Raw genomic sequence first — 26,703 nt, 5'->3', positions numbered from 1 at the left:
GGAGATAAGCGAATGAAATTTACTGACCTTTTTGTAAAACGCCCAGTATTGGCCTTGGTTGTCAGCACCTTGATCTTGCTGGCGGGCTTGTTTTCCCTGAATAAACTGCCTATCCGACAGTATCCTTTACTTGAAACTTCAACGATAAGTATCAATACAGAATATCCCGGTGCATCTGCTGAGCTTATGCAAGGTTTTGTCACCCAACCCATTGCTCAAGCAGTATCTTCGGTGGAAGGCATCGACTATCTCAGTTCTTCTACTGTACAGGGTCGCAGTGCTGTAACGTTACGTATGCAATTAAATCGTGACTCAACCCAAGCGTTAACAGAGGTAATGGCAAAGGTTAATCAAGTCCGTTACAAACTACCAGAACAGGCATTTGATCCAGTCATTGAACGTTCTTCAGGTGAATCTACCGATGTTGCCTATATCGGATTTTCCAGCGAACAACTGTCCTTGGCTGAATTAACAGATTATTTGTCTAGGGTGGTAGAGCCCATGCTGTCTACAATTGATGGCGTTGCTAAGGTACAGACCTATGGCAGTCAGCGTTTGGCTATGCGGATTTGGTTGGATGCCGATCGTTTGGCCAGTCGTGGTGTAACTGCCACCGATGTCGCCAATGCGATCCGTCAAAATAACTATCAAGCCGCACCGGGTCAGGTCAAAGGCGAATTGGTGGTTTCAAATGTCAATGTTTCCACAGATCTCACCAGTATTCAGGACTTTAAAAATCTGGTGATACGCAATGATGCTCAAAATCTAATTCGTCTACAAGATGTGGCAACAGTTGAACTTGGCGCTGCTTCGACAGAAACAAGTGCCTCTATGGATGGTAAACCTGCAATTTTTGTCGGTCTACAAGCGACGCCTACAGGCAATCCCTTGGTGATCGTACAGGGAATTAAAGATAAATTGCCTGAGATCCAAAAAACCTTACCGCCGGGGGTTACAGTCAATCTTGCCTATGAAACAGCCCGTTTTATTGATGCCTCTATTGATGAAGTTTTACATACTTTTATCGAAGCGCTGATTATTGTTATTGCGGTGATTTATCTGTGTTTAGGTTCTTTACGTAGTGTCTTGATCCCTGTAGTGACAATTCCACTGTCAATGTTAGGTGCCTTGGGTTTAATGCTGTTATGTGGCTTTAGCATCAATTTACTCACACTTTTAGCCATGGTACTCGCCATAGGCTTGGTTGTAGATGATGCAATCGTGGTGGTTGAAAATGTCCATCGGCATATTGAAGAAGGTGCATCCCCTGTTGCAGCAGCTTTGATCGGGGCACGAGAAGTCGCAGGCCCTGTAATTGCAATGACCATTACACTGGCCGCAGTGTATGCTCCGATTGGTTTAATGGGTGGATTAACTGGTTCCTTATTTAAAGAATTTGCTTTTACTTTAGCGGGCGCAGTTTTAGTTTCAGGGATTATTGCCTTAACCCTATCTCCTGTTATGAGTTCATTTCTACTTCAATCCAAACAGCAGGAAGGTAAAATGGCAAAAGCAGCCGAATGGTTCTTTGAACATTTGACCCAGCTTTACAGTAAATTGCTCAATTTTTCCTTACATCATCGTTGGATCACAGTGGTTTTTGCGATCGCTATTTTTATTAGCCTTCCATTGCTTTACCAACTCCCTCAAAAAGAATTGGCGCCCAATGAAGATCAAGCCAGTGTATTGGCAGCCATCAAAGCACCACAACATGCCAATCTGAATTATGCTGAGCACTTTAATCAAAAACTCGATGAAATCTTCTGGACTTTCCCCGAAACCAGTACCACGTGGATTATTAATGGTACAGATGGGCCTGCATCAAGTTTTGGTGGAACAACCCTTTCGACATGGTCTGAGCGAGTGCATTCTGCGGATGAAATTCAACAGCAACTTCAAGCCAAAGTCGGTGATGTAGAAGGCAGCAGTATTTTTGTATTCCAAAATCCTGCGCTTCCCGGTTCAACAGGTGGATTACCCTTACAAATGGTGTTGCGTAGTGCACAAGACTATTCAACCATTTATCAGGCGATGCAGAACATCAAGCAAAAAGCCCGTGAAAGTGGCCTTTTTGTGGTGGTCGACAGTGATCTTGACTTTAATAACCCCGTGATTCGAATCGAGGTTGATCGGGCCAAAGCCAATAGTCTGGGTATTCGTATGCAAGATATCGGTGAAGCCTTGGCGACATTGGTTGGTGAGAATTATATCAATCGTTTTAGTATGCAAGGTCGTGCCTATGATGTGATTCCTCAAAGCATCAATACACAACGTTTGACAGCTCAAGCACTGACACGACAGTTTATTCGTACGGACCAAGGCACACTGATTCCCTTATCGACTGTGGTCAGTCTAAGTGAACAGGTAGAACCCAATAAACTCACTCAATTTAATCAACAAAATGCTGCAACTTTTCAGGCAATCCCCGCCGCTGGGGTTTCCTTAGGTCAAGCTTTAAGTTTTCTGGAACAGGCTGCATCTGAGTTACCGACTGGATTTAGTTATGACTGGCAAGCCGATGCACGTCAGTATGTACAGGAAGGTAACGCTTTGATGTTTGCATTTTTAGCCGCGCTGATTGTGATTTATCTGGTTTTAGCCGCTCAATATGAAAGCCTAATGGATCCATTTATTATTTTAATTACGGTTCCGCTGTCGATCTGTGGCGCATTAATCCCCTTGGCTTTTGGACTTGCCACAGTCAATATCTACACTCAGATTGGTTTAGTCACACTGATTGGACTGATTAGTAAGCATGGTATTTTAATGGTTGAGTTTGCCAATGAATTACAAGTTCATGAAGGTTTAGATCGGCGAGCGGCCATTTTAAAAGCTGCTCAAATTCGTTTACGTCCAATTCTGATGACCACAGCGGCAATGGTGTTTGGGCTGATTCCTCTCCTTTTTGCCACAGGCGCTGGTGCACATAGTCGTTTTGGCTTAGGGCTTGTGATTGTCTGCGGTATGTTGATCGGGACCTTCTTTACGCTTTTTGTCTTACCTACCATTTACAGTCTGTTGGCTCGTCAACACAATCAAGACCTTCACTCTAGCCGTTTACAAGAGCTACAACAGATTGACCAACAGGCGCAAAAATCATGACGTTGAGTGGGCTGAACAACCAGCATGCTGCTGTCTAAGCTTCTGTGTATGATCAGATCGCTTGAATATATTTTTTTGATGATAAAGTTCTATATCTATAGAACTTTATCAACTTTTTAGTGCGTGATTCTAACCACTGATTTAGAGCTACTGATTTAGAGCGACTGATTTTTCACTACTTTGTTCACTCATATTTTTACAGTTGGGTTTTGCCGATTTGATTGTTTTATGATTCTAGAATCTCATTTCGAACCCTGCTTTGATGGTACGGCCGGGAATCGGCATACCGATCACTGTACCAGGATCAAAGTTATAACGATTCGTTAAGTTATCAACATTAAACGAGAGATTTAGATTTGGATTCAGTTTATAGCTCGCAAAAATATCAACTAAGGTTTCCGAAGAAATTTCAGTCACCGCACGCCCACTCACCCCTGTACCCTGTAACCAACCTTTAGGATTTTTCTTTTCAGAATGATATCTGGCACGTACCCCCACATTGAGTTTATTTTCAAACAAACTCTTGCCTAAGCTAATATTAAAAAGTTTACGTGGTGGCAAGCGTGTTGAAATCAGACTCCAAGAATCTCCGACCTCATTACAATCATCTTTCGTTGCTGGGCATACTTTCGGTGCTTGATATAAAGTTCCGTTCATGTTTACAAAGAAACTTGGATGCTGGTAAGCAAGATTAAACTCTAAACCTTTCAATACAACTTGCTCATAATTTAGAAAAGTATATGAGGTGGTATAAGGCAAAATAAAATCAGGCGTAATCTCATTAACAATCTCTTTACGTTGGACTCCTTGGGTAAGGAAATTTTGGGTTTGATTACGGAAATAATTGATATTGAATTTTAACTGATCTGCTTCAGTGAAAACGTTATCGTTGTGCCCAATAAAACCAAACTCAACAAGACGAGAATTCTCTGATTTAATCGGCAGATCTGGATCATAACTAAAGGTTTGTTTGGAAACCGTCGATTCAAACAAACTTGGACTGCGGTACATATTGGAGAGTTTTCCATAGACATCAATACCATTCAGCAACTGATAATTCAGCTGCGCTATCCAGTCGATCTTTCCGTCATAATCTCGAAGCGCATAGCCTTTGTCATTTAAATCGGAATTGGCGACCGGTCTCATTGCGACATACTGGTCTCCATAATCCTTAACTTTTGCCTTATGCCATTTACTGCCTAAACTCAGGGTAAAATCTTTAAAGATATAATCGCCATTGAGAAATAGAGAGGACTCTTGACGTAATCCATCACGTGCGATTTCAGTATCAATAAGATTTTGTGGCTTCATCCGTTGCTCGTCATATGTCAGACCATAATTCAAGGTTAAAGCATCAATTTTACTGGTGTTTTCTAAATTAATCCCACTACGATAGTCCTGAAAACTTCCCCAGTATTGGTCGCCATAATGAGAATTGGCTATGCCAAGCATGCCATTGTGCTGGCGATATTTGGCATTGGTATGCCAAACCCCTAACTCTAAATCAAACCACTGATTATTCTTGGGCTTATAGGTATAGTTGGCACTGAATGCATTAATCGCTGCGGTTCCAAGGGACCATTGTGGCATGGTATATGCACCCTCTATATATTTGGGTAGAACATAATCACCATCGATATATCCCCAAGGTGGGGAGTTGGGATCAATCACTTGCGATCTATTCCAATAAAAAGCCATGACCTCACCCGCTTTTTGCATATGGCGGCGCATATTCACTTCAACACGATGTTCGTCTGTAATATTCATACCCGCTTTGATGATGCCAGAATCACTTTTATAACTGGTATTTACCACCTCTTGACCGGGTCCAACATCAACAATATCTCGCGCTTCATAATAATCAATGCCATGTTTTCCAGCATAGTAATTACCGACTTCGCGTTTACTATAAGCAGCGACCAGATCGAATACATCATTCCGATAAGCAGCAGCGATTGTGCCAGCGCCATTTTGAAAATTATTCGAGGACAGTTTATTACGAAGCAGATAAGACATCTGTTCACGCTCATTATCTGAGGTCTGTGGTGCTTTGTTATTGTTATAAAAACTGCCTTTTAGCATGACACCTGATTGACGATTAGGCAGCAAAATATCGTTTGCACTGAGTGTACGCATTTTCACGATTCCGCCAATACCGCCCACACTAAATTTCGCTCGCGATGCACCTTTTTCGACTTCAATCTGACTAATCAAATCCATATCGATATAAGTTCGGTCACTCTCTCCTTGATAGCCTCGAAAGGTATGACTGGATTGTAGGCTACCATCAATAATTACAGGGACACGTCCCTCACCTTGTACTCCACGGATACCAATATCTATTGCACCCGCTTCGTTACGCAGGCTATTGACTTGTACACCAGCGATATCAGAAAACACATCACCATTCCCCGTGCCTCTAAATCGGCTAATGTGTTCACGATTCAGCTGTGTTGTATTGACCTTTTGTTTTTGTTGTACAGCATTGACTTTAATCTGAGGAAGCGTAACAACATCACTGTCCATATTATTGAAAAGCGAAGTGTTATTTAACGGAGTGCTTGTATTTGCAATCGCAGTGTTTTTCTCTGTATTCGGTTTAGCTGAGCCAGATTTAGCAATTAAGACATAAGTCGAACCTTGCTGCTCTACCCGAAAAGGGTGATCTGTAAGCAAATAATCGAAGCCTTGCTTTACACTATAATGCCCGGTAATTCCTTTACTTTTCAGCCCTTTTAAAATATTTGCATCATAACTTAAGGCAATACCCGACTGTGCTGCAAAACTTGATAACACATAGCCCAATTGGTTCTCTGAAATTTGATAATATTTTTCTGGCGCTTTTTTCGCTGCCATTGAAACATTGGGAGTAATTTGTGCATAAACACCACTGATGCAAAAGCACTGTATTAACATGGCCAGAGTTTGTTTTTTAAACTTCATAGGAACGCCCACACTTGTGAATGATTTTCATTTTCAATAATCATTACCCAGTGAATTGTTAAAACATGACATGAAAATTTATATTTTTTCTGGTCTGGTCCAAATCCAGATCAACCCAATCAGCAAAATGACCAGCAGGCTAAGTTTTAAGTGCAAATGCAGTGAAGACACCATTAACATTGTCGTACCGAATAAAATACTCAATGTCATCATCCATTTACGTGAACGCGAAATCTGTTTAAAACCGCCACGATACTGTGCGAGCAACATTGCAATATAACGATTTTGATGTAACCAACGATGCAAGCGTGCTGAACCTTTTGAGGCAAAAATCGTTGCTAAAAAGAGGAAATCAAAAGTTGGGATCCCCGGCAATAAAATGCCCACCACAGCGAGAACAAGACACAAAATTGCCAAGATGATGCAGATCACACGCACCACTGAGGATGAATGTAAATTTGCAGATGGCGTTACCGGCAAAGACGCTAACAGCGTTAAGTCTTTGCCTTGTGTGTGATTGCTGACAGAAGACGCTTTCTTCATGTTGAATGAATGTCTTTTAATAATGCGCCAAAATAATCAAAGGCTTGTTGAGCAGCGTAAATGACGCGATCTTGCTCATCTTGAGTAAAGTCAGCCTGATCAAGTTCCTCAATAAAGTGTTTCCAGACTTTGGCCCGCCCTTCTGGATAGGCAGCTAAATTTCTCGCAGCAAAATCTGCGGAAAACCCCAAACTTTGTTGCGCTTGTTTAAATAAGAATGCTGCACCCAGCGTAGAACCTTCAGATACATAGATCCAACCCAGCGCTTCAGGAAAGCCGATCTTTTCAGTAACCAAGGCCAACGATTCTGGTTCGATCTGAAGGTCTTGTAGATCTAAGTAAGCTGCTTGCGAACGCCCACGAATATCTAAATCAGAAATCAAGTCTGCAACCTTGGGATGTTGAAATAAATATTCGACATTTTTTTGAAAATAATACTGCGACAAAGTAAATTTTGCATAATGTGCGACGTCTTTAAATACTTGGGCTTTTTCCATTAATTGATGCATATATTCATGTTGACTGGCTGTTTCTGTTTTTAAACGAGATGCAAGGCGGTTGAGTGTGAATGAGGTGCTCATCAATTTTCTCCAGTTTGTTTGGTTTAACTGTATTACCCGCCTTGTCTGTAAAAACTGACATCATTTCTTAATTATTTTTACTTTTCTGATTTTCAGCTTTAGGCTGAATACTCAACACACGATCCCCGAAATAACGTTCTACTTTGATTGGATAGCTGAATTGCAATGCTGTTTGTAAGGTGCCAAAGTCATTGACTGGATATGAACCTGAAACTTTTAACGACTTCAATTGAGGGGCAATATCTATATATTGGTGTTGATAGCGCCCAATCTCTTGAAGCAATTTTTCCAACGGCATTTCAAAAGCCATGACCATATGGTTTTTCCATGCCAATATATTCGGATCTAAACTTTGTAATGCTTTAAAATTGCGATCATCAAAGCATAGCTGCTCACCAGCATGGACAATTTTAGTGTGTTTGGACTGGTTCAAACTGACTTTCACTGCGCTTTCTATGACGCCTAGACAGGTTTGCTTTTCACTGTTGTTGAAATACTGAACATTAAATACAGTGCCAAGCGCTTGCAGATTTGCCGATTCAGTTTCGACCAAGAATGGGCGATAAGCATGATTTTTTTCTTTGGCCGTACGTATTTGTATTTCGCCATAATGTAATTTTACAATACGTTGTTGCGCTGTATAACGCACGTCCAAAGCCGTATGGGTATTTAATTGAAGTTGTGTCCCATCTTCCAGCTCAACCTGTTTCTGCTGACCCACAGCAGTACGATAATCCGATAACCATATATAGCGATAATCCGAGTTCCATAGCATGACACTGCCAAAACACAGTAAACAGGCAAGCACCAGTTGTTTGTTTAAATTAAATTGGGCATTTTTCTTGCCTTGCTGAATCAGCTGCTGCCCATCTTCGGGAAATTCCTCAAGGCTATACAATAAGCGTTCGGCTTTAGACCATGCAGCTTGGTGTTGGGAACTTTGCTGTTTCCATTGTTCAAATTCAAGCTGTTCAGTTTCATTCAATGGTGCGTGTTGGATTTTAATGATCCATTGCGCTGTTTCTTGATAAATTTGATCATGCAACATGCAGGCATTAATCCATAACAGCTAAACATTGACTCAGTACTGAAACCAGATCACGCATCACGGTTCGGGTAGAAATATTTAAGCGTGTTGCAATTTCCTGTTGAGTCAGCCCTTCTAATTGTGACCAAATAAAGACCTGTTGCTGGCGCTCAGGCAATTGATTGAGTAATTGATTAATCAAACATAAAGATTCAATTGCCGATATTTTTTGCTCAGGTGTAATTTCATCATATTCAGGTCTGCTTGAAAGCGCCTCTAAATAGGCTTTTTCAATCGATTTACGTTGATACCAATTAATCAAAATTCCCTTGGCAACAGTGGTCAAAATTGCACGCGGCTGATCAAAATACAATTCATCTTTACGCTTTAAGATACGCAGAAAAGTATCATGGGCTAAATCAGCGGCATCTTCACTATGGTTGAGGCGACGTTTTAACCATTGATATAACCAAGAATGGTGATGACGATATAGTGTGCTAATAGGATCAGACATACTTAAAGAGAATGAGAATTATTAGCAATATCTTAGCAGAAAAATAAAGAAAATAAGAGCTCGGTTTGCCCTTTTAATTGAATTTTTAATTCATCCAACTCATTTATAAGACTACGCAACATACTCGAATGGGATATATTGTAATTCTTAAAGAACATTTAATTTAGAATTATGAGCCCTCTTTCATAAATCAAAAAATGATCATTTGAATTAAATCATATGAGTATTGAAAGTTCATTCTTCCTTTGGGAAAATGCAAAGATGTGGGTGTTTTTATGTCAATTTATACTTTAAAAAAGAACTTATAAAAGAGACCGAATATATTTATATCAAAGATTTATCTTAGTTTTTAAATAAAAAATTTCTCGATCATCCTCAAGATGACCGAGAAACTGTTTATTACGTATTGACTATAATTTATTGACTGATCGCTTGATCCATATTTTTAGCAAATTTTTGAATATCACTGGCTTGAATTGTTGTTTTACCTTTGCCAATCAATTGAAATTGTTGTGCTGCCGTTTCCTGCATTTTGAATTTACCTGTTGCGATATTGGCATCAAAACGTTGCATAAACTCATCCACATATTCCTTCTCAGTGACAATATGATCACCATTCACATCGGTTGCAAAATATTGTTTGTCACGCGTTGTTAGATAATCTCCAAGCGTTACATAGTTTTTCCCTTGACCATATTGGCTAATAAATTCGTTGATGTTACTTGGCATCGGCATCGAAATTGGTAGTTTCACGCGGAATCCATCATGCGTTGCATTACTATTGCCCGCTAATTTGGCATCTTCTGCATTTACTAAACCATCCAAGTTTTTATCAAACTCATTAAAGGTTTTTAAACCTGTCTCCTGAAATTCCTTTAAAGTCAGTTTCTGGTCTTTATTATTATCGAGAATGCCATAACGTACATGCGCCTGTTTTTCTGACATTTCACGGCGCTGTTTAAGTAATGGCTCTAAACGTGCTTGCTCGTATTGAACAAACTGCACTTGATTGACTTTTTTATTCGCCTTAAACAATTCGGCATAGTCCTGAGTATATTGCTTAATTAAAGTGCTACTGTTCTGCTCTTTATTATTAGGATGGTAAAGCACATACAATGCATATGCCTGTTGATAAGCATTGGATTGATCGACTGTAGCAGCAATCGCTGATCCAGCAGTTGCCATTGCAGTTAAACTGGTCATCCATAGCGCCAATTTTTTCATGTTCGTTTCCTTGGAGGTGAATATTTGTTGAATTAAAAAATTCTTTCCATTTTGCTATTTAAAAAATAAATATTTAAATTCGATACTTGTTATATCGATTACCCTCATCCTACCCCTATTCATATAGCTCAACAGGGTTTAAATTGATGAGGGAGAAATCTTATTAAATGATATTAATCATCATTAAATGTGTATATTTCAGGTCATCCAGTATCTTCAAATCAGAAGTAAAAATATGGATTACAAATATACACACACAATCAACAAATGAGAATAATAATCAATTACAATTTTATTTACAATAACAATGTTAGTAGATCTGCTTTTCAACCTTCAACAAAATCCATCAAAATATTGAAAAATAATAAATATTTATAATTAAACTTTACTTTTTTATAAAGGTTTGAACATGACTTTAGGGAAGAATCTGTATTTTTCGATGATCTTACTGCCTTAAAATTCGTATATTTTGTTGTTGTTTATATTTTAAAATGTCATTTTCAGTTTAGCTTTTCCACCTCCATCATCCTATTGTTAATATAAAAACTTATTGCATCTTTCCTTTTTATTTCCTTTTTATTTCTTTTTTATTTCTCGTTATATTTAGGTTTGTCTATTTTTTATTCTGATTGGCGTTATTAAAATATAAACACTCAAATATTCACCATAATAATCAAGCATTATAAAAATTCTAACAGCAAAAAATATTAATTTTTAGGTTTTAGCATAAAATTGATTTTGTTATTTTTTATTCAAGGCTTGCGGATTTTTCTAGGGTTGAGGATTTTTCACTGATGCCCTATTTCTGAGTTTGCTCGTGCTTTTATCCAGTCACTAAATGCTTTAACTTTAGGTAATTCATTATTTTTCAATGATGTAATATAGTAGTGCTGATCACATTTTAAATACATGTTTTTAAATGGCATTACCAGCTCACCACTTTCTAAGTCTTTTTCTACTAGTTTTTTTCGTCCCATGGTAATACCCAAGTGATTTTTAGCAGCAATCAAAGCCAGATCAGATCGGTCAAAACTCATCTCTGAAGAATGATCCATATTTACATTAAAATGCTGCGTCCAACTGTTCCATTCATCTGCGCCTGTGCCGTTACTCCATGCTTGGCAGTCATGCAGCAATGTGCAGTTTTTTAAGTTGTCTAGATGATCGTAGAGGTTAAATTTTTCAGCATATGCAGGACTACATACGGGGATAATATATTCGTCCATTAAATACTGATAATTCAACTGAAAAGACGGTTGATTGTCAAAATAAAGCGCAATATCAATTCCGCTACGTTGAAAATTTACATCCTCATTGCCCGTTAAAACTGAAAGTTGAATCAATGGATAGCGTTGGATGAAATCAGGCAATTGGGGCACTAACCAACACTGAGCAATCGATGGTCTTGCATAAATCGTGAGTGAGCCAACAAGTTGCTGATTTTGCAGTGCCTTAATTTCAACGTTTAACGAGTCTAATGAAAATTGTAAAGCAGCTAAAATCCGCTGTCCCTCCGTGGTTAACTTTACTTTACGATGCAAACGTAAAAACAGTTTGATATTAAGTTCTTTTTCTAACAAATTAATTTGGTGACTTACCGCACTTGGGGTTAAAGACAGTTCTTCAGCGGCGAGTGCAAAAGACTCATGTCTTGCCGCAACTTCAAATGTATACAGTTTTGAGAGCTGAAAACCAGTTAGATTTTTATGTGCGTTGGTCATGCGTTTTTCCTTTTTGCTGAAACAAAATGATTGATCACATGCTTCTTGCTGTCCTATGCCCATATAAATAACGTATAAATCATTTAAAAATCAAAATTTATTTAGGATTTATTTTTCAAGTGAATTATTTTAACCCGTAGATCAAATATCATCGTTTGACGGATTTCTCTGGTTTAACTTCAATAGACAAAGAACAATTTTTGTCACAGAGATATATGGTATGGAAACCAATTTCGTGGATGTCGGTATATTATTAACCAGTATCGGGTTAATTATTTTCACTATTTTAAAATTTAAACTGCATCCCTTTTTAGCTTTACTTCTGGCAAGCTTCTTTGTCGGTGTAGCAATGAAAATGCCATTACTGGATATGGTCAATGCAATTGAAAATGGGATTGGAAGCACCTTGGGTTTCCTTGCTACAGTCATTGCATTGGGTACCATTCTCGGCAAAATGATGGAAATCTCTGGCGCTGCTGAACGTATCGCCCTGTCTTTGCAACGGTGTCACTGGATATCCAGTGATGTGGTCATGGTGTTGATTGGGCTATTTTGTGGCATCACTTTATTTGTAGAAGTTGGTGTGGTTTTATTAATTCCCTTGGCTTTTTCTATAGCGCAGCATACCAAAACCTCTTTGTTTAAGTTGGCTATTCCATTATGCACAGCATTAATGGTTGTACATTGTGTAGTACCGCCACACCCTGCCGCACTTTATGTCACCAATAAACTAGGGGCTGATGTCGGTACCGTGATTATTTTTGGCTTAATGGTGGGTTTAGCAGCCGCACTGGTTGGTGGCCCACTGTTTTTAAAATTAGTTGGTCAACGTTTACCGTTTAAAGCAGTACCTGTCGAGTTTTCAAAGCTCGCCCTGAAAGAAGAACATAGCTTACCCTCTTTAAAAATCACCTTATTTACGGTATTTCTTCCAATCGGATTAATGTTAATCAAAACAGTGGCTGAATTAAATCCCCATACATCCACTCAGCTTTCACACATTTTAGGCTTTATCGGCAATCTGATCACCGCCATGTTTATTGCGGTATTTGTTGCTTACTACACCCTTGGTCTACGCCGTAATATGCAGATGGGAAGCTTATTAAAAGCCACAGAAGACTCATTTTCTGCAATTGCCAACATCTTATTCATCATTGGGGCTGGTGGTGCATTTAACAGTATTTTAAAAGCCAGTGGTTTAGCTGACTCAATGGCTGTTACGCTTTCCCACTTGCATATGCATCCAATTTTACTTGCTTGGTTGGTTGCGCTGATTTTACATGCAGCTGTAGGCTCTGCCACTGTTGCAATGATGGGTGCAACTGCAATCGTTGCGCCAATGTTACCGCTCTATCCGGATATTAGTCCTGAAACATGGCGATTGCGATTGGTGCAGGTGCCATCGGTTTTACCATTGTGACCGACTCTCTATTTTGGTTAGTCAAACAATACTGTGGTGCTACATTAAACGAAACCTTTAAATACTATACCTCTGCAACTTTCCTTGCCTCCCTCACCGCATTGGGCTGCACCTTCCTGCTTTCTCATTTTATTTAAGCCTTTAGGAATATTTTATGAACGCTCAACAGATTAATCAGCTTATTGCCCAATATCCGATTGTTAAAGACCTTATCGCACTCAAAGAAGTGGCGTGGTTTAATCCCAATTTTACCTCACTGGTAGAAGGGCTGCCCTATGTCGGGTTGGACCAGAAAGATATTGATGATGCCAGTGCACGTTTGACACGCTTTGCACCCTATTTGATGAAAGCCTTTCCAGAAACAGCGGCATCTCAAGGTATTATAGAATCCGAACTGGTAGCGATTCCTCAAATGCAGCAACAGTTGGAACAGTATTTTGGACAATCGATCCATGGTCAATTATGGCTTAAAAAAGACAGCCATCTTCCAATCTCGGGTTCAATTAAAGCGCGTGGTGGCATCTATGAAGTGCTTTGTCATGCTGAAAAACTTGCGATTCAAGCACAACGCCTAAACATTGAGGATGATTATGCAAAACTGGATAGTCCAGAGTTTAAACAGTTTTTTAGTCAATACAGTATTGCGGTCGGTTCTACAGGCAATTTAGGCCTTTCTATTGGTATCATGAGTGCAAAATTAGGCTTTGATGTGACTGTGCATATGTCAGCAGATGCACGTCAATGGAAAAAAGATAAGTTACGTGCGCACAATGTCACAGTAGTTGAATATGCTGAAGATTATGGTGTTGCCGTAGAACAAGGCAGAAAGGCAGCATTAGAAAATCCAAACTGCTTTTTTATCGATGATGAAAACTCACAAACCTTATTCTTAGGTTATGCAGTTGCTGGGCAGCGTTTAAAACAACAATTAGAACAAAAAAATATTTTGGTTGATCAACAACATCCTTTATTTGTTTATTTACCTTGTGGTGTTGGCGGAGGCCCCGGTGGCGTTGCATTTGGCTTAAAAATGGCCTTTGGTGATCATGTACATTGTATTTTTGCCGAGCCGACCCATTCACCTTGTATGTTACTCGGTGTTGCAACAGGTTTACATGATGAAATTTCAGTTCAAGATCTGGGTATAGACAATATCACCGCTGCTGATGGCCTCGCTGTTGGGCGAGCATCTGGCTTTGTTGGTCGAGCCATGCAAAGGTTATTAGACGGTTTTTATACATTAACTGATGAAACCATGTATGTACTCTTGGGCATGCTCAATGATGCAGAACAGCTTAAATTAGAACCTTCTGCGTTGGCGGGTATGCTTGGACCAATTTTGACCAATCAACATCAAGACTATGCCGCGCTACATCACTTTAGCCAACAGCAATTGGAAAATGCTAATCATATTGTCTGGGGGACTGGAGGAGGAATGGTTCCAGATGAAGAAATGGAAAAATATTTAACCCAAGCGAAAGCCTATAAAAAATAATTTGTATAGCCTTGATTCTCACAGACTTTGATCTCATCAGAATTTGGGGCGGTAGCAGATAAATAAAGTGATTATCTTCTATCGCCCCAAATTAAATCCTTGAGCCAGGATTTTCCCTCTGGAATTAAACGATCCCACCATTGACCCGAAGGACTTGGGCATTGACCCAATTACTCGCTTCATTTACGGCGAAATCTAACACTGCGGCAATGTCTTGTACAGTGCCTAAACGCTCTAAAGGTGCAGCTTTGCTCAACTGAGCAATCAATTCATCACTTTTGCCTTCAAGAAAAAGTTCAGTTGCCGTAGGCCCAGGTGCAATTGCATTTACCGTGATATTTTTTCCTCTTAACTCTTTGGCTAAAATAGCCGTTAAAGATTCAATAGCAGCTTTTGATGCAGTATAAACACCATAGGTTTCGAGTTTCATCCCCACCACACTACTGGATAAATTAATAATTTTACCGCCCTTTTGCAGTCGCTTAGCAGCTTCACGCATGGTATATAAAGGGCCTTTAATATTAATTGCTAAAACTTGATCAATACTTTCATCGTCTAATTGTTCAATCTTACTTAATTTCAAAATCCCTGCATTGTTGATCAGCACGTCCAATCGACCATAGGTTTGAATTGCATAATCAAATAATGCAGTCACTTCATTAGAATGGCTGATGTTGGCTTTAAATAGACTCGCTGTTCCGCCTAACGCTTGAATGCTGCTCAAGACATGCTCCGCCTCTTTATCATTACTGGCATAATTGATAATGATCTTATGGCCTTGCTGTGCTAATAAGCTGGCAGTAAATGCACCAATTCCGCGAGAAGCGCCTGTAATTAAAATCACTTTTTCTTGCTGTGTATGACCTGTTGTATGCATCGTGATAACCTCATGGAATAAAATATACCTCTAATCGCTTCTATGATACTGTTCAGATAAAACCAGATAATCTATTTAAACCTGACATCTTTATCCGAATAAATCGAACAATTGGAATGGCGTATGGATAAACTCAATGCAATGTCTGCTTTCGTCAATGTGGTTGAACAACAAAGTTTTACCAAAGCAGCACAGATCTTAAATTTGCCACGTTCAACACTGACCGATGCAATTAAACAATTAGAATTCCAACTCAATACGCGCTTATTGTTGCGTACCACTCGTCAGGTAAAAGCAACCGATGAAGGTCATATTTATTATGAGCGCTGCAAATATATCTTGGGTTATATCAATGAGTCTGATCATGATTTTCTTGATGCAAAACCTCAAGGGCCTTTAAAAATCGCAGTTCATGGTATTTTTGCTGCGCATTTTATTCTGCCAAAATTAGATGATTTTTTAACTGAGTTTCCACAGATACAGTTGCAACTCACCGAAAGCGACCGTTATGTAGATCTGATAAAAGAAGGCATTGATTGTGTCATTCGTATAGGTCAGCTCAATAATAGTGAGTTAATTGTCAGGCATCTGGGCGATATTCAACAAGTGACATTAGCCAGTCCAAAATACTTAGAAAAATATGGCACACCACAACGCTTAGACGATCTGAAATCACATTTTATGGTCGGATTTTATTCTTCTGCTCGACAAAAGCCACTGCCGCTTGAGTTTCTGACAGGCAAGAAAACACAGTTTTTTGAATTGCCGTTAAAGATTCAAGTCAATGGTGCAAATACCTATGCAGCAGCAGCCAAACAGCATTTTGGCATCATCCAAGCACCACGTTATGGTTATTTATCTGAGCTAGAGCAAGGCACACTTTGTCAAATTTTAACTGACTATCCTGTTCCATCCCTGCCTGTTTCTTTACTTTATCCATCAAAAACACTGGTTTCACCACGACAAAAAGTTTTTATCGAATGGATTGTACGATTGTTTCAGGATAATCGATTGCTTTGAAGTTTGAATCACGCTGCTTGATGGATATGATTAACTAGCTCTCTCGCATTGATCACCATAGCATTTATACACCAACACTCAATTCCTGACTCCAAGTTGAATCAGGTTGTTGATAAATATGCCAACACATATTTTTAACCGAATCCATCAAGGCAACATTCTGACTATGCCAACTTTCCAACATACAATAGGTAATATGGATGCCTTTAGGATGAAACTCTCTTGCCAAAGATTGTGCCAATGCCCGAATACTGGCAAACATACTCTGAGTTAAGCCATTGTTTTCAGCGATCAGGTTGGGCTGTGTTCCTAGAAAGATCAAAGTTCCTTGTGACTTTATCAGCATCTGTCGAATGATCGCTTGGGAAATATTTACCGCAGCCAAACCAGTATTTTGCCAAAGCTGTTCGATCTGTTGGACTGAAGCATCGGAATTCGACAATGATTTTGAAAAATCAGCTTGGAAAATACACAGTTCAATTGAATGCCCTGTTCGTTGAATATAGCCAACTAAATTTTTTAAAGCAGTCGGATTGATCAGATTCAAACGAACCCGCTTTAGACCTGAATCTTGTTGCTCAATCTTTAGATTAGTTTGCGTAGGATCATGCTGAACTTGATATACAGGCATTGTGCTGTTTTGTGCTTGATGCACAAAAAGCTGGCTGAGCGAGTGAGTTTCATTGCCAATAACAACGATACAGCCCTGTAGTTTGGATTTTTTTCTCAGCAATGGAGGAATTAAATTGTACATATTAGAATTTCTCCTGATAAGGACGTAAATCCAGCTCATGGGTCCATAAATCACGCTTTTGTTGATAAAGCATCCAATAATTTTCAGCAATCGCTTCGATATTTAAACCACCTGTGCCTCGTGTAAGTCTCAGTAAGCGTCCTAAACCAAATACCGCCTTATTGACACGATCACCATCGACCATGCCATCAACAATAATATGTGCAACATGGATGTTTTGAGGCTTATACATCTGGGCGAGATGCATCGCATAATTACGTAATGCGGATTTGCCCATGGTAAATGCCGCAAAAAAAGGTTTACCACGAAGAGATGCACTTGCCCCAGTAAAAATCAGTGTGCCATATTGCTGTTGTTCAAAGATTTTTAAGGCTTGATGCGACACTAAAAAAGCTGATAAAAAAGTAGAACGCCACATTTGAGTAAAAAACTGAAGTGAGGTCTTTAAAAAAATTGAGGGGATATTGCCACCCACATTATGAATAACAGCGACGAGATGCTCCTTTTGCGCATTCCTCTCCGCAAAAAAAGCCTGTACTTGTTGTTCATTTTCAGCATCCAAAGCATGTGCTACGGCATGTCCACCCTGCGCATTGATCGAATCAGCCACGGCTTGCACTTTCGCTAAAGTACGCCCCACAACATGTACTTTTAATTTTTCTTGAGCAAAACGACGACAAACTGCTGCTCCAATTCCTTGTTCAGCACCTACGCCCATAACAACCACACATGGAAGTGCTGCTATATTTTGAGATGTTGCATTCTGCGTATTCATAGCAAGTCTAACCATTGAGCAATAGAAGGATAAGCTTTAATTTTAGCGCCCCAAATTTTACTGGTGCGGACAATCTCTAAAAGCTGCGAACCTACTGCAATATCAGCCAGTGTTTTAACCTCGCCAACCAGCCATCCTGTTTGCGCCAACACCAATTCGATACGTTCTAAATGACGAGTAAATTCCGCTTCAATATCCTGCTTAGCCATACGACCTGTACCCTGCATTTTAAGTTGCAGGTTTAATGTTACTTTGAGCAAGGGTTTTAACAGATATATTTCATGTTTGGGGCGACCTGTTGCACTCATTTCAACCGCATGATCTAAGGCATCAGCATCACTGACACGAAAGTGCACCTCATAGAAATATAACAACTCGTCTGACCAATCTTCCCAAAGCTCAACATAGGCCTTTTGTAAAGGATCTTCAGGATATAAACGTGGTAAGTCTGGGTAAGCATCATCAAGATAACGTGCAATACGGGTACTGTCCTGAATACGTTGACCATCAATATCTAGAACAGGAACCTTGCCTGCTTTACTGAGCATTGGCACTTTTGCGCCCAGTACACCGTTATAATCCACAGTCTGATAAGCAATCCCTTTAAATTGCAACATCCTGGCAACTTTTTGGCAAAAAGGAGAGATTTCCCATTGATGTAATACAACTGAATTCATTTTATATTCTCAGCTTAACTTTGGGTCGATTGACATTCGATGAACTACATCACAGGATCAGCGCTTAATAAATCAAAGCTCTGATTTAAAGCCATGAGCCAAAAATTCTGGTCCAAAACCATAATGCAGAAATAGAATCTTTCAACGACGGATGATCATATTGGTTGCTGTTGCATGTGCATACAATTTTCCATCTTCATCTCGAAGATAGCCTTCGGAAATGACTAAATTTTTCCCTACGTTGATGACTTTACCTTCAGCAATCAACTTTTTATTAAACGGCATCGGACGGCACATTTTTATCGCAAGATCAGTAGTTCCATAGCCCTCACCCACAGCCAAGACGGTATGTGTGGCACACCCTGTTACTGAATCCAATATCGTTGCGGCAAAACCACCATGTACCCCACCCAATGGATTGCTATGACGTTCATCCGCAATGGCCATAAATACAATGCGACCATATTCAACGTCTCCGACTTCCTCCATCCCCATAGTTTTTGCAATACCAGGCGCTGGCACCAGTCCTTTTTGGAATGCTTGCATAATTTCCAGACCAGTCATATTGAGTGGATTCATCAGTATTTCCTATTTTGATAAATAAAATGCTTATTGGAGAAGGGTTGATTGTTCAGGAGATAAACCAATTTTTACTTTAGTTTGTGCGACAATTTCGGATTCATCAGTATCATTCGGATGAAAATCAAACTGATAATAAGAGAAAAATTGTGGTACCAGCTTACGATAGGCTTGCACTGTAAACCCAGCAAACTTAGTCCAAGACTTAAGGTTTAATAATTGTTTATCTCTCGACATCAACACCACTTGATATACATTAGAAAATAGTGTGATCAGCACAAGACTAAATGTAAAAATCGCCACGCGAGGAATGTAGGCATCTAAGCCCTTGCCATATAAGTATTCATACATGTCATAAGCCACAGCCTTATGTTCGGTTTCTTCAACGCTGTGCCATAACCATAAATTACGAATAGTAGTATCAGTCATTAATTCATTGACATTTTTCATCATCTCCACCACCAACACGGCGGTGTAATGTTCCAGACCCACAGTCACCAAGAGATTCCATTTTTTAGGAAAAGTACGTTCTACCGCTTTTAATATGATCCCTGTGACTTTTTCTAAGGATTCAGGATCTAAACCATATTGTTGTGCACTGACATGAAAAGCATGATGTTCTTTAGAGTGCATGGCTTCTTGTCCAATAAAGGCACCAATATCACGATCTAATTGTGGGTTGTTTTTAATTTTTTCACGTAAAGCGCGCACTGAACGGACAAAGTACGATTCACCTTCAGGAAAAAGTGTCGATAGACCTGTGAAGTAATGGGTAAAGGTTGGTTCATCATTACACCAATACTTGGGCATATCCTGAAATTGATAATCCATGCGACGTACTGGAAATGATGCAGGTGTTTTTTGCTTTGATTTTTCTTTCACCGCTGATATAGACATGGTTCACCTCAAGAATTTATCTTAAAATAACAAGTTCCAAAAAAGAACTTATTGAGTTAAAATAATGATCCATGCTGATCTTGTCAATGGTCTGAATACGCTAAAGCTTCAGGTTGTCCTTAAATGACAGTATCATTCCTATAAAGACAAACTGTAAAGACAAAAGATAAAACCAAGCTGTCAAAATAACATGATGATGAAATAATAAAGTAATAAGTTAAGGGCTGAACACCTTGAAATGAATGATTTAATTACATGAATTTTATCTATTTCAAACAATCTTAGAACTTTACTGATGATCCAAAATGTATGTAGACAATCAGCTTTTTCAGTACTTTCATTCGCATATAAATAATTCTTCCTATTTGTGTTTTGAGAAAACATATGAACAAAAACATCCCTCTTACTTTAAAAAGTTGTTTGATCAGTTTAGTACTTATTAGCATAGTCGGTTGTGGGACTGGCGCTGATTCCTCAAATAATCAATCTGAAATCAATCAACAGAAACAGACTCTCTCATCATCAAATCAGCATAAAAAGCATGCGGCTAAAGATCAAACAGGAAAATTTATTGCGATTTACCAACCCGCTAGAAATGCCCAAACCAAGATCGAAGAAAAATTCTGGCGCGCGAATTATTTATTAGAAGACTTTGCGGAATATATGAACAGCTATATCAATATACCGCAGGATATCAAGGTGATTGCCAAAGAATGTGGTGAAGTGAATGCATTCTATGATGCTGATACTTCCACAATAGAGATGTGTTATGAATTAGGCGAAGAACAAAGAGAGCTATTTTCTCAAGCAGGTGCTAAAGGTACCGAACTTGAAGATGAGCTGTTTCAAAGCGCACTTGGTACTTTGTATCATGAGGCAGGCCATGCCTTGATAGATACACTTGCATTGGATATCCCCTATAAATTCGAAGAGGATTATGCTGATCAAGTCGCTGCTTATATCCTAACAACTTATGATGAAGATAAAGATTATTTAATTTCTATTTCAGACTCTTATGGGTTAGAGCAACAAGGGCCAGCCGTTTCAAGAAAACTTACACCAGAGGGGCACTCACCTGAATGGGTAAGAGCAGAAAATTTCTTATGTTATGTTTATGGGTCTGACTCGCAAAAATATGCGTATCTGGTCAAAGAAAAATACTTACCCAAAAGCAGAGCACTGGGCTGTAAAACTGAATATTCAGCATTGGTTCAAAGATGGGATGCTTTGCTTAAAAAACATTTAAAATAAACGGCCGTCAATAAATGCAGGAACCATTCATTCCTGCAATATCCTGCATGCTCAGCTATAAATTTAAATGCTGTTCTGACTCTTCGCATTTTCACACGTTGCCTGATCATTCATCCTATAAAAATATGACTAATAAAATTAATCTTTTAAAAGCAAAATGCTTAGTTGATATCTTAGATCTCAGCAACAATTCAAATTAAAGTTAAACGTCACACCTAATCTCTCCATCAAAACCGCTTAAATTCTCTCCAGTTTTATTTTCTATTTCTATCTGGATTTTTGCCTCGATTTCTAGCGCTATTGCCATGTCAATGATTTGTCATAAAGGTGACACCTTGCTGTCACAAGCGCTGTCTAATGTGTGGGCATCTTTATTATGGACGAAGCACATGTTAAAAAAACCGAAACGATGGTTATCGTACATTTATATTTTCCCCATTTTACTGGCACTCACCGCTTGTAATGATTCAAATGATGATCAGGCCACTACACAGCCTGATGGATCTAAAAAACCATTAATGCGTTGTGCACCATAAACATAAAAATACCAAAGGGAAATATTGTGATTAATCGTCGTCAATTTTTAGCAAATACACTTAAAACAAGTTTTGGTGCTGCTGCCTTATCTACATTTCCAGCCAGCATTCAAAAGGCATTGGCTATTCCTGCAAATAATAAAACAGGAACCATTCAGGATGTCGAACATGTGGTTATCCTGATGCAGGAAAACCGCTCATTTGACCATTATTTTGGTACATTAAAAGGCGTTCGTGGTTTTGCCGACCGCTTAACCATTCCTTTGCAAAATGATCGTACTGTATGGCAACAACAACGAAGTAACGGTGCCTTATTAACGCCTTTTCATTTAGATGGATCAAGTAATAATGCACAACGTGCACCCGGTACAAACCATACTTGGGTGGATAGCCAAAAAGCTTGGGACAACGGCCGTATGTCAAACTGGCCAACCCATAAAACTGATTATGCAATGGGTTATTTTAAAGAGCAGGAAATCCCTTATCAGTTTGCTTTAGCCAATGCTTTTACCATTTGCGATGCATATCACTGTTCAATGCACACAGGTACAGATGCCAATCGTTCATTTCATTTAACGGGCACCAATGGCGCAGTACCGACCAGTACCGCATTTGTGAATAATGAATGGGACTGGATTGATGGTGATCCCCAAAACGTTGATGTCGGCTACACATGGAAAACCTATGCTGAACGTTTAGAAGAAGCAGGTGTTAACTGGATTTGCTATCAAAACATGCCGGATGAATGGGGCGATAACATGCTCGGTGCATTCCGTACCTTTAAAAAAGCCAATATTGCTTCAGGCTATCCAGTTTCAAGTGGTGGTGCGCCGAATAGTCCATACAATAAAGCAGCGCAACCATTGCCTTATAAAGCTTATGATGCCACAACCGATAATGCTAAAAATCCACTGTATAAAGGTATCGCAAACACCCTGCCCGGCAATAAACCCGAAGAGTTTTTAGATGCTTTTAAAAATGATATCAAAACAGGCAAACTCCCCCAAGTGTCTTGGATCAATGCACCTTCTATCTATTGTGAACATCCAGGTCCATCAAGCCCAGTACAAGGTTCTTGGTTTATTCAAGAAATCTTAGATGCTTTAACAGCAGTGCCAGAGGTTTGGAGTAAAACCGTTTTCTTGATCAATTTTGATGAAAATGATGGTTATTTTGACCATGTTCCTTCTCCATCTGCACCGACCTTACAAGCAGACAATACTTATGCAGGTAAATCCACACTCAGCCAAGCTGATATGCAGCATGAATATTATCTACATGACGCGCCACTAGGCAGCAGCAGCCAGCCTAAAAAAGACAATGGTGTTTATGGACCGGGCCCACGTGTACCACTCTTTGTAATTTCACCATGGAGTCGTGGTGGTGTGGTTAACTCTCAAGTGTTTGATCATACGTCAGTATTAATGTTTTTAGAACAACGCTTTGGGGTAAAAGAAACAAATATCAGCCCTTATCGTCGTGCGATTTGTGGTGATTTAACCTCAGCATTTAATTTTAAAACCCCAAATGAAGATGTACTGCCAGAATTAAATGGTAAACAAACCCGTGAGCAAGCAGATCAACTTCGTTCAGCTCAGCAAAAGTTGCCCAATGTTCCGATTCCAACCAATTTACAACTTCCAATTCAAGCCAGTGGTATTCGCCCATCTAAAGCATTGCCTTATGAATTACATACCAGTGCACGCTGTCAAAATGATGGAACAGTCAAACTCTTGTTCTCGAATACAGGGACTCAAGGCGCAGTTTTTCATGTCTATGACAAGTTAAATCTCAGTCGTGTTCCGCGTCGTTATATTGTAGAAGCGGGTAAAACACTGGATGATGTTTGGAATGTGAAAAAGGATAATCAAGGCTTATACGATCTTTGGGTGATGGGACCAAATGGTTTTCATCGCCATTTCAAAGGTGATTTAAATCGTAATCAAAGCCTGCAAATCAATCCTGAAATTCGAGTGTGTTATGATATTGCCAATGGTAATGTTTATTTAGACCTGACCAATACGGGCACAAAAGATGTTGAACTGGTCATTAACCCAGTCGTCTATCGTAGTGATGCAGCGTTAAAAATCACTGTAAAAGCAGGTCAAACATCAACACGACATTGGGAACTGAAAGATACATGGCAATGGTATGATTTTGCCGTAACCTGTACTCAGGACACTAAGTTTTATCGACGCTTTGCAGGACGCGTTGAAACAGGTGCAGATTCTGTCAGTGATCCAGCGATGGTTTAATATTTAAAGAATTTTGAATATTCAAGTTTTTAGATTATTAACAATGAATCAAATTTGACAGCATCCCAGCTTTATTTAAAACTGGGGTGCTTTTTTATAGTGCTTGCTTAGGAACACGTCACTCCTTCCATCACCACAGCTTTATTGGCTTCTGTCGCAACAACAGAAGCGGCAATCGCTTCGACAACCTTACTCAATGACTGTCGTGAAACACTGACTATATCAACAATTTTATTGCCATCTGCACCAACTGCATCGGTAAATGCCATTCGACAACTGAGTTGTCGGTTAGGCAACACTGCATTTTGTACACCTGTTGGCTGATTTAAGGGTCTGGCTGGATCATCACGTTTAATAATCCAAGCAACTGCCACCTCAATATCCCGATTCATCGAACCCATTAACGAACGTGTGTTGGAGTGTTCGATAATATCAAAGCGAGAAAAGTCGGTTGCAATACGGTAAGAGACTTTACCACCCGTCATACCACTGCTGTAACGATCGACAGCACCTAATTTCTGTTGCAAACCCGCGGACAAACCATCACGTAACTCTGCCCCCAACGTGGACGTCCAGCGTTCATTATCCAATACATTAGATTTACCACTGCTGTCCTGTAAGACTAAGGGGGCCCTGTTTAAACGGTCGGGTAATCCCACTGGCAGTACTTCAATCACCCGTACATTTGAACTCACCAACGGTTTAACCGTTGGCGTCAAGCTATAGTAGTTTGGTGTAGGCGAACTGGAACAGCCCGTTAAACCCACAACGGCCAATAACAGAGCACAACCTGCTCGACTAGACTGCGGCAAATAGGACAGAAAATGTGAGCTATTTTTTTTATTTAGCATTCTTAACCTCAGGCGTTTTCCCACGAATGAGTGATTCTGGGTGTTGTTCAATATAGTCAGCCATTAGCTGTAAAGATGCGGCAGCACGTGTCATTTGCTGTAAAGCACGGCGTACATCCTGTTGCATTGGCGCATCACTGGATAGAATGGTTTCAGTAGAGCGCATGGTTGTACGTACATCATCCAAAGTCGCCTGTAGTCCTGGCGCAACTTTGCCATCCAACTGTTTCACCAATTTATCTGTAGAGCTAATCGCTGAATTCATATTATTGAGGGTTTTACGTACATCCTGCCCAATTTCCACCAATGGGAATTTATTCAGTTTATCCGCAATTTGCGATACTTGTGCTTGTAATCCCTTCAACTCGGTTGGTGTGGTTGGAACCTCAATCACACCATTTGATCTGATGATTAAGTTTGCTGGTTTTGCTTTAGGGAATAGATCAAAGGCGATATAGTTCTGCCCTGTCAGTAGATTTCCGGTGCGCATCTGAGCACGCCAGCCTCTTTCGATAAAGCGTTTAAAAATAACACCATCAGGATCAAGTTCTTTGCCATTGGCTAAACGAGATGGATAAATGACCCCCTCAGCCCGCATCCGAATCTGAGTATAATTTGCATCAAACTCCGCATTAATCGACTGAATATTACCAATTTCAATCCCCATAAAGTCAATCGGTGCACCTGCCGACAAGCCACGTAAAGACTGATCAAAATACATGATGATACGGTGTGGATTGCCATCTGGCTCTTTCAAAGCTTCAGTACGAGAATCCCATAAATTAAAACGACTTTGATCCGAAGCAACAGCAGCATGTGAATTCTCAGGATAACCGAAAGCAATCCCGCCAGCGATAATACTCACCAGAGACTGGGTATCTAGCTTAAATCCTGATGCACTTAAGCTGACATCGACACCACTGGCCTGCCAAAAACGCGCATCTGTGGTCACAAACTTATCATAAGGTGCTTGAATAAAGGTCTGTAACTCAACACTCTTACCATCTTTGGCCAACTGATAAGCCGTGATTTGACCCACATTGATCTGACGATAATAAATAGGAGAACCGATATCCAGTGAGCCTAGGTTATTGGCTTTGAGGAAAAAGATTTTACCCGGTATATCTGATGAGATGACTGGAGGAACTTCTAAGCCAGTGAACTCATCCTGTTTTTGTTCTGCCTTACCGCCATCAACCTCAATATAAGCACCTGACAATAAGGTATCAATTCCGGAGACACCACTGGCACCAATGCGTGGGCGAACCACCCAGAAGCGAGAGTCTTTTGCAGCAAAATTACTGGCATCCTTACGCAGTTCAATTTTGGCAATGACATGTGAATGATCATCGGCAAGATCAATCTGGCGAACAAGACCGATATCCACTTGTTTAAAACGAACAGTCGTCTTACCTGCAACCAGTCCTTCAGCCGTTCTAAAAGCAACATTAATGGTCGGACCAGTATCTAATACCGCTTTGACTGCCAACGACAGACCTATCAACAAGGCAATAAACGGAATCAGCCAGATCAACGATGGTCGCCAGCGTCCTTTATTTTTCTCAGGTTCAGGCAAAATCTGCTGCGTTTTTTCTACAGCATGAGGATCCTGATGATCTGAGCTTTGGTTATTGGTTTTATTTTCAGACATACACACCCAT

The 26,703-nt window shown here is 39.8% G+C and carries 23 protein-coding genes; 8 read left to right on the top strand and 15 right to left on the bottom strand.

What is annotated here, in order from left to right:
- The first annotated feature begins 12 nt into the window (after positions 1-12).
- Positions 13-3,102, top strand: a complete 3,090-nt coding sequence (locus FHR28_RS03770) for a MexW/MexI family multidrug efflux RND transporter permease subunit (protein ID WP_166781964.1) — start codon at positions 13-15, stop codon at positions 3,100-3,102.
- 234 nt (positions 3,103-3,336) lie between these two features.
- On the opposite strand, the gene FHR28_RS03765 is transcribed toward FHR28_RS03770, so the two are convergent.
- The 7 genes from FHR28_RS03765 to dsdC form a co-directional block, all read right to left on the bottom strand.
- Positions 3,337-6,045, bottom strand: a complete 2,709-nt coding sequence (locus tag FHR28_RS03765; RefSeq protein ID WP_166781963.1) for a TonB-dependent receptor — start codon at positions 6,043-6,045, stop codon at positions 3,337-3,339.
- 78 nt (positions 6,046-6,123) lie between these two features.
- Positions 6,124-6,588, bottom strand: coding sequence for a YbaN family protein (locus tag FHR28_RS03760; protein ID WP_166781962.1), 465 nt, complete (start codon positions 6,586-6,588; stop codon positions 6,124-6,126).
- Positions 6,585-7,169, bottom strand: coding sequence for a biliverdin-producing heme oxygenase (locus FHR28_RS03755; RefSeq protein WP_154130887.1), 585 nt, complete (start codon positions 7,167-7,169; stop codon positions 6,585-6,587). The genes FHR28_RS03760 and FHR28_RS03755 overlap by 4 nt, the downstream gene beginning before the upstream one ends.
- A 67-nt stretch (positions 7,170-7,236) precedes the next feature.
- On the bottom strand, positions 7,237-8,217 hold the full coding sequence (locus FHR28_RS03750) for a FecR domain-containing protein (RefSeq protein ID WP_056513246.1): 981 nt from the start codon (positions 8,215-8,217) through the stop codon (positions 7,237-7,239).
- A gap of 7 nt (positions 8,218-8,224) precedes the next feature.
- A complete protein-coding gene (locus tag FHR28_RS03745; RefSeq protein WP_004717675.1) occupies positions 8,225-8,710 on the bottom strand; it encodes a sigma-70 family RNA polymerase sigma factor in 486 nt (161 codons plus the stop codon).
- Positions 8,711-9,127: 417 nt separating this feature from the next.
- Positions 9,128-9,934, bottom strand: a complete 807-nt coding sequence (locus FHR28_RS03740; protein WP_154130889.1) for a hypothetical protein — start codon at positions 9,932-9,934, stop codon at positions 9,128-9,130.
- Between the two features lie 788 nt (positions 9,935-10,722).
- Positions 10,723-11,655, bottom strand: a complete 933-nt coding sequence (dsdC, locus tag FHR28_RS03735; protein WP_004717679.1) for a DNA-binding transcriptional regulator DsdC — start codon at positions 11,653-11,655, stop codon at positions 10,723-10,725.
- Between the two features lie 220 nt (positions 11,656-11,875).
- On the opposite strand from dsdC, the gene dsdX reads away from it, so the two are divergent.
- Genes dsdX through FHR28_RS03725 form a run of 3 tightly spaced genes read left to right on the top strand, consistent with a single transcriptional unit; the run spans position 11,876 to position 14,570 of the window.
- Positions 11,876-13,075, top strand: coding sequence for a D-serine transporter DsdX (gene dsdX, locus FHR28_RS03730; RefSeq protein ID WP_259191607.1), 1,200 nt, complete (start codon positions 11,876-11,878; stop codon positions 13,073-13,075).
- On the top strand, positions 13,030-13,212 hold the full coding sequence (locus FHR28_RS22000) for a hypothetical protein (RefSeq protein ID WP_259191609.1): 183 nt from the start codon (positions 13,030-13,032) through the stop codon (positions 13,210-13,212). The genes dsdX and FHR28_RS22000 overlap by 46 nt, the downstream gene beginning before the upstream one ends.
- 17 nt (positions 13,213-13,229) lie before the next feature.
- On the top strand, positions 13,230-14,570 hold the full coding sequence (locus tag FHR28_RS03725) for a D-serine ammonia-lyase (protein ID WP_166781961.1): 1,341 nt from the start codon (positions 13,230-13,232) through the stop codon (positions 14,568-14,570).
- 124 nt (positions 14,571-14,694) lie between these two features.
- Here FHR28_RS03725 and FHR28_RS03720 read toward each other — a convergent pair whose 3' ends face one another.
- Positions 14,695-15,447 carry an SDR family oxidoreductase gene (locus FHR28_RS03720; RefSeq protein WP_166781960.1) on the bottom strand — a complete coding sequence of 251 codons (753 nt, stop codon included), beginning with the start codon at positions 15,445-15,447 and terminating at the stop codon, positions 14,695-14,697.
- A 123-nt stretch (positions 15,448-15,570) separates the two neighbouring features.
- On the opposite strand from FHR28_RS03720, the gene FHR28_RS03715 reads away from it, so the two are divergent.
- Complete coding sequence (locus tag FHR28_RS03715) at positions 15,571-16,467, top strand: LysR family transcriptional regulator (protein ID WP_166781959.1); 897 nt, start codon at positions 15,571-15,573, stop codon at positions 16,465-16,467.
- Between the two features lie 64 nt (positions 16,468-16,531).
- Here FHR28_RS03715 and FHR28_RS03710 read toward each other — a convergent pair whose 3' ends face one another.
- From FHR28_RS03710 to FHR28_RS03690, 5 genes are all read right to left on the bottom strand, one after another.
- Positions 16,532-17,221 (bottom strand): oxidoreductase, encoded by a 690-nt coding sequence (locus FHR28_RS03710; RefSeq protein ID WP_166781958.1) that lies wholly within the window; start codon positions 17,219-17,221, stop codon positions 16,532-16,534.
- 1 nt (position 17,222) lies between these two features.
- Positions 17,223-17,996: an SDR family NAD(P)-dependent oxidoreductase gene (locus FHR28_RS03705; protein ID WP_166781957.1), complete on the bottom strand. Its 774-nt coding sequence runs from the start codon at positions 17,994-17,996 to the stop codon at positions 17,223-17,225.
- On the bottom strand, positions 17,993-18,673 hold the full coding sequence (locus FHR28_RS03700) for a glutathione S-transferase family protein (RefSeq protein WP_166781956.1): 681 nt from the start codon (positions 18,671-18,673) through the stop codon (positions 17,993-17,995). The genes FHR28_RS03705 and FHR28_RS03700 overlap by 4 nt, the downstream gene beginning before the upstream one ends.
- 141 nt (positions 18,674-18,814) lie before the next feature.
- Positions 18,815-19,252 (bottom strand): PaaI family thioesterase, encoded by a 438-nt coding sequence (locus FHR28_RS03695; RefSeq protein WP_166781955.1) that lies wholly within the window; start codon positions 19,250-19,252, stop codon positions 18,815-18,817.
- A gap of 30 nt (positions 19,253-19,282) precedes the next feature.
- The gene (locus FHR28_RS03690) at positions 19,283-20,149 is read right to left on the bottom strand and encodes a metal-dependent hydrolase (RefSeq protein WP_105713475.1); all 867 of its coding nucleotides are present in this window, start codon (positions 20,147-20,149) and stop codon (positions 19,283-19,285) included.
- Positions 20,150-20,533: 384 nt separating this feature from the next.
- On the opposite strand from FHR28_RS03690, the gene FHR28_RS03685 reads away from it, so the two are divergent.
- The 3 genes from FHR28_RS03685 (at position 20,534) to FHR28_RS03675 (ending at position 24,191) form a co-directional block, all read left to right on the top strand.
- Positions 20,534-21,400 carry a DUF4344 domain-containing metallopeptidase gene (locus FHR28_RS03685; RefSeq protein ID WP_105713474.1) on the top strand — a complete coding sequence of 289 codons (867 nt, stop codon included), beginning with the start codon at positions 20,534-20,536 and terminating at the stop codon, positions 21,398-21,400.
- A 389-nt stretch (positions 21,401-21,789) separates the two neighbouring features.
- The gene (locus FHR28_RS03680) at positions 21,790-21,936 is read left to right on the top strand and encodes a hypothetical protein (protein WP_166781954.1); all 147 of its coding nucleotides are present in this window, start codon (positions 21,790-21,792) and stop codon (positions 21,934-21,936) included.
- A 26-nt stretch (positions 21,937-21,962) separates the two neighbouring features.
- Positions 21,963-24,191, top strand: a complete 2,229-nt coding sequence (locus FHR28_RS03675) for a phosphocholine-specific phospholipase C (RefSeq protein WP_004717702.1) — start codon at positions 21,963-21,965, stop codon at positions 24,189-24,191.
- Between the two features lie 107 nt (positions 24,192-24,298).
- Here FHR28_RS03675 and FHR28_RS03670 read toward each other — a convergent pair whose 3' ends face one another.
- Positions 24,299-25,042 (bottom strand): PqiC family protein, encoded by a 744-nt coding sequence (locus FHR28_RS03670; protein WP_004717703.1) that lies wholly within the window; start codon positions 25,040-25,042, stop codon positions 24,299-24,301.
- A complete protein-coding gene (locus FHR28_RS03665) occupies positions 25,032-26,699 on the bottom strand; it encodes an intermembrane transport protein PqiB (RefSeq protein ID WP_166781953.1) in 1,668 nt (555 codons plus the stop codon). The genes FHR28_RS03670 and FHR28_RS03665 overlap by 11 nt, the downstream gene beginning before the upstream one ends.
- Positions 26,700-26,703 lie beyond the last annotated feature (4 nt).

Origin of the sequence: Acinetobacter sp. BIGb0196, assembly GCF_011759595.1 — a bacterium.
GTDB lineage: Bacteria > Pseudomonadota > Gammaproteobacteria > Pseudomonadales > Moraxellaceae > Acinetobacter > Acinetobacter guillouiae.
This window is presented reverse-complemented; position numbering and strand designations above follow the sequence as displayed.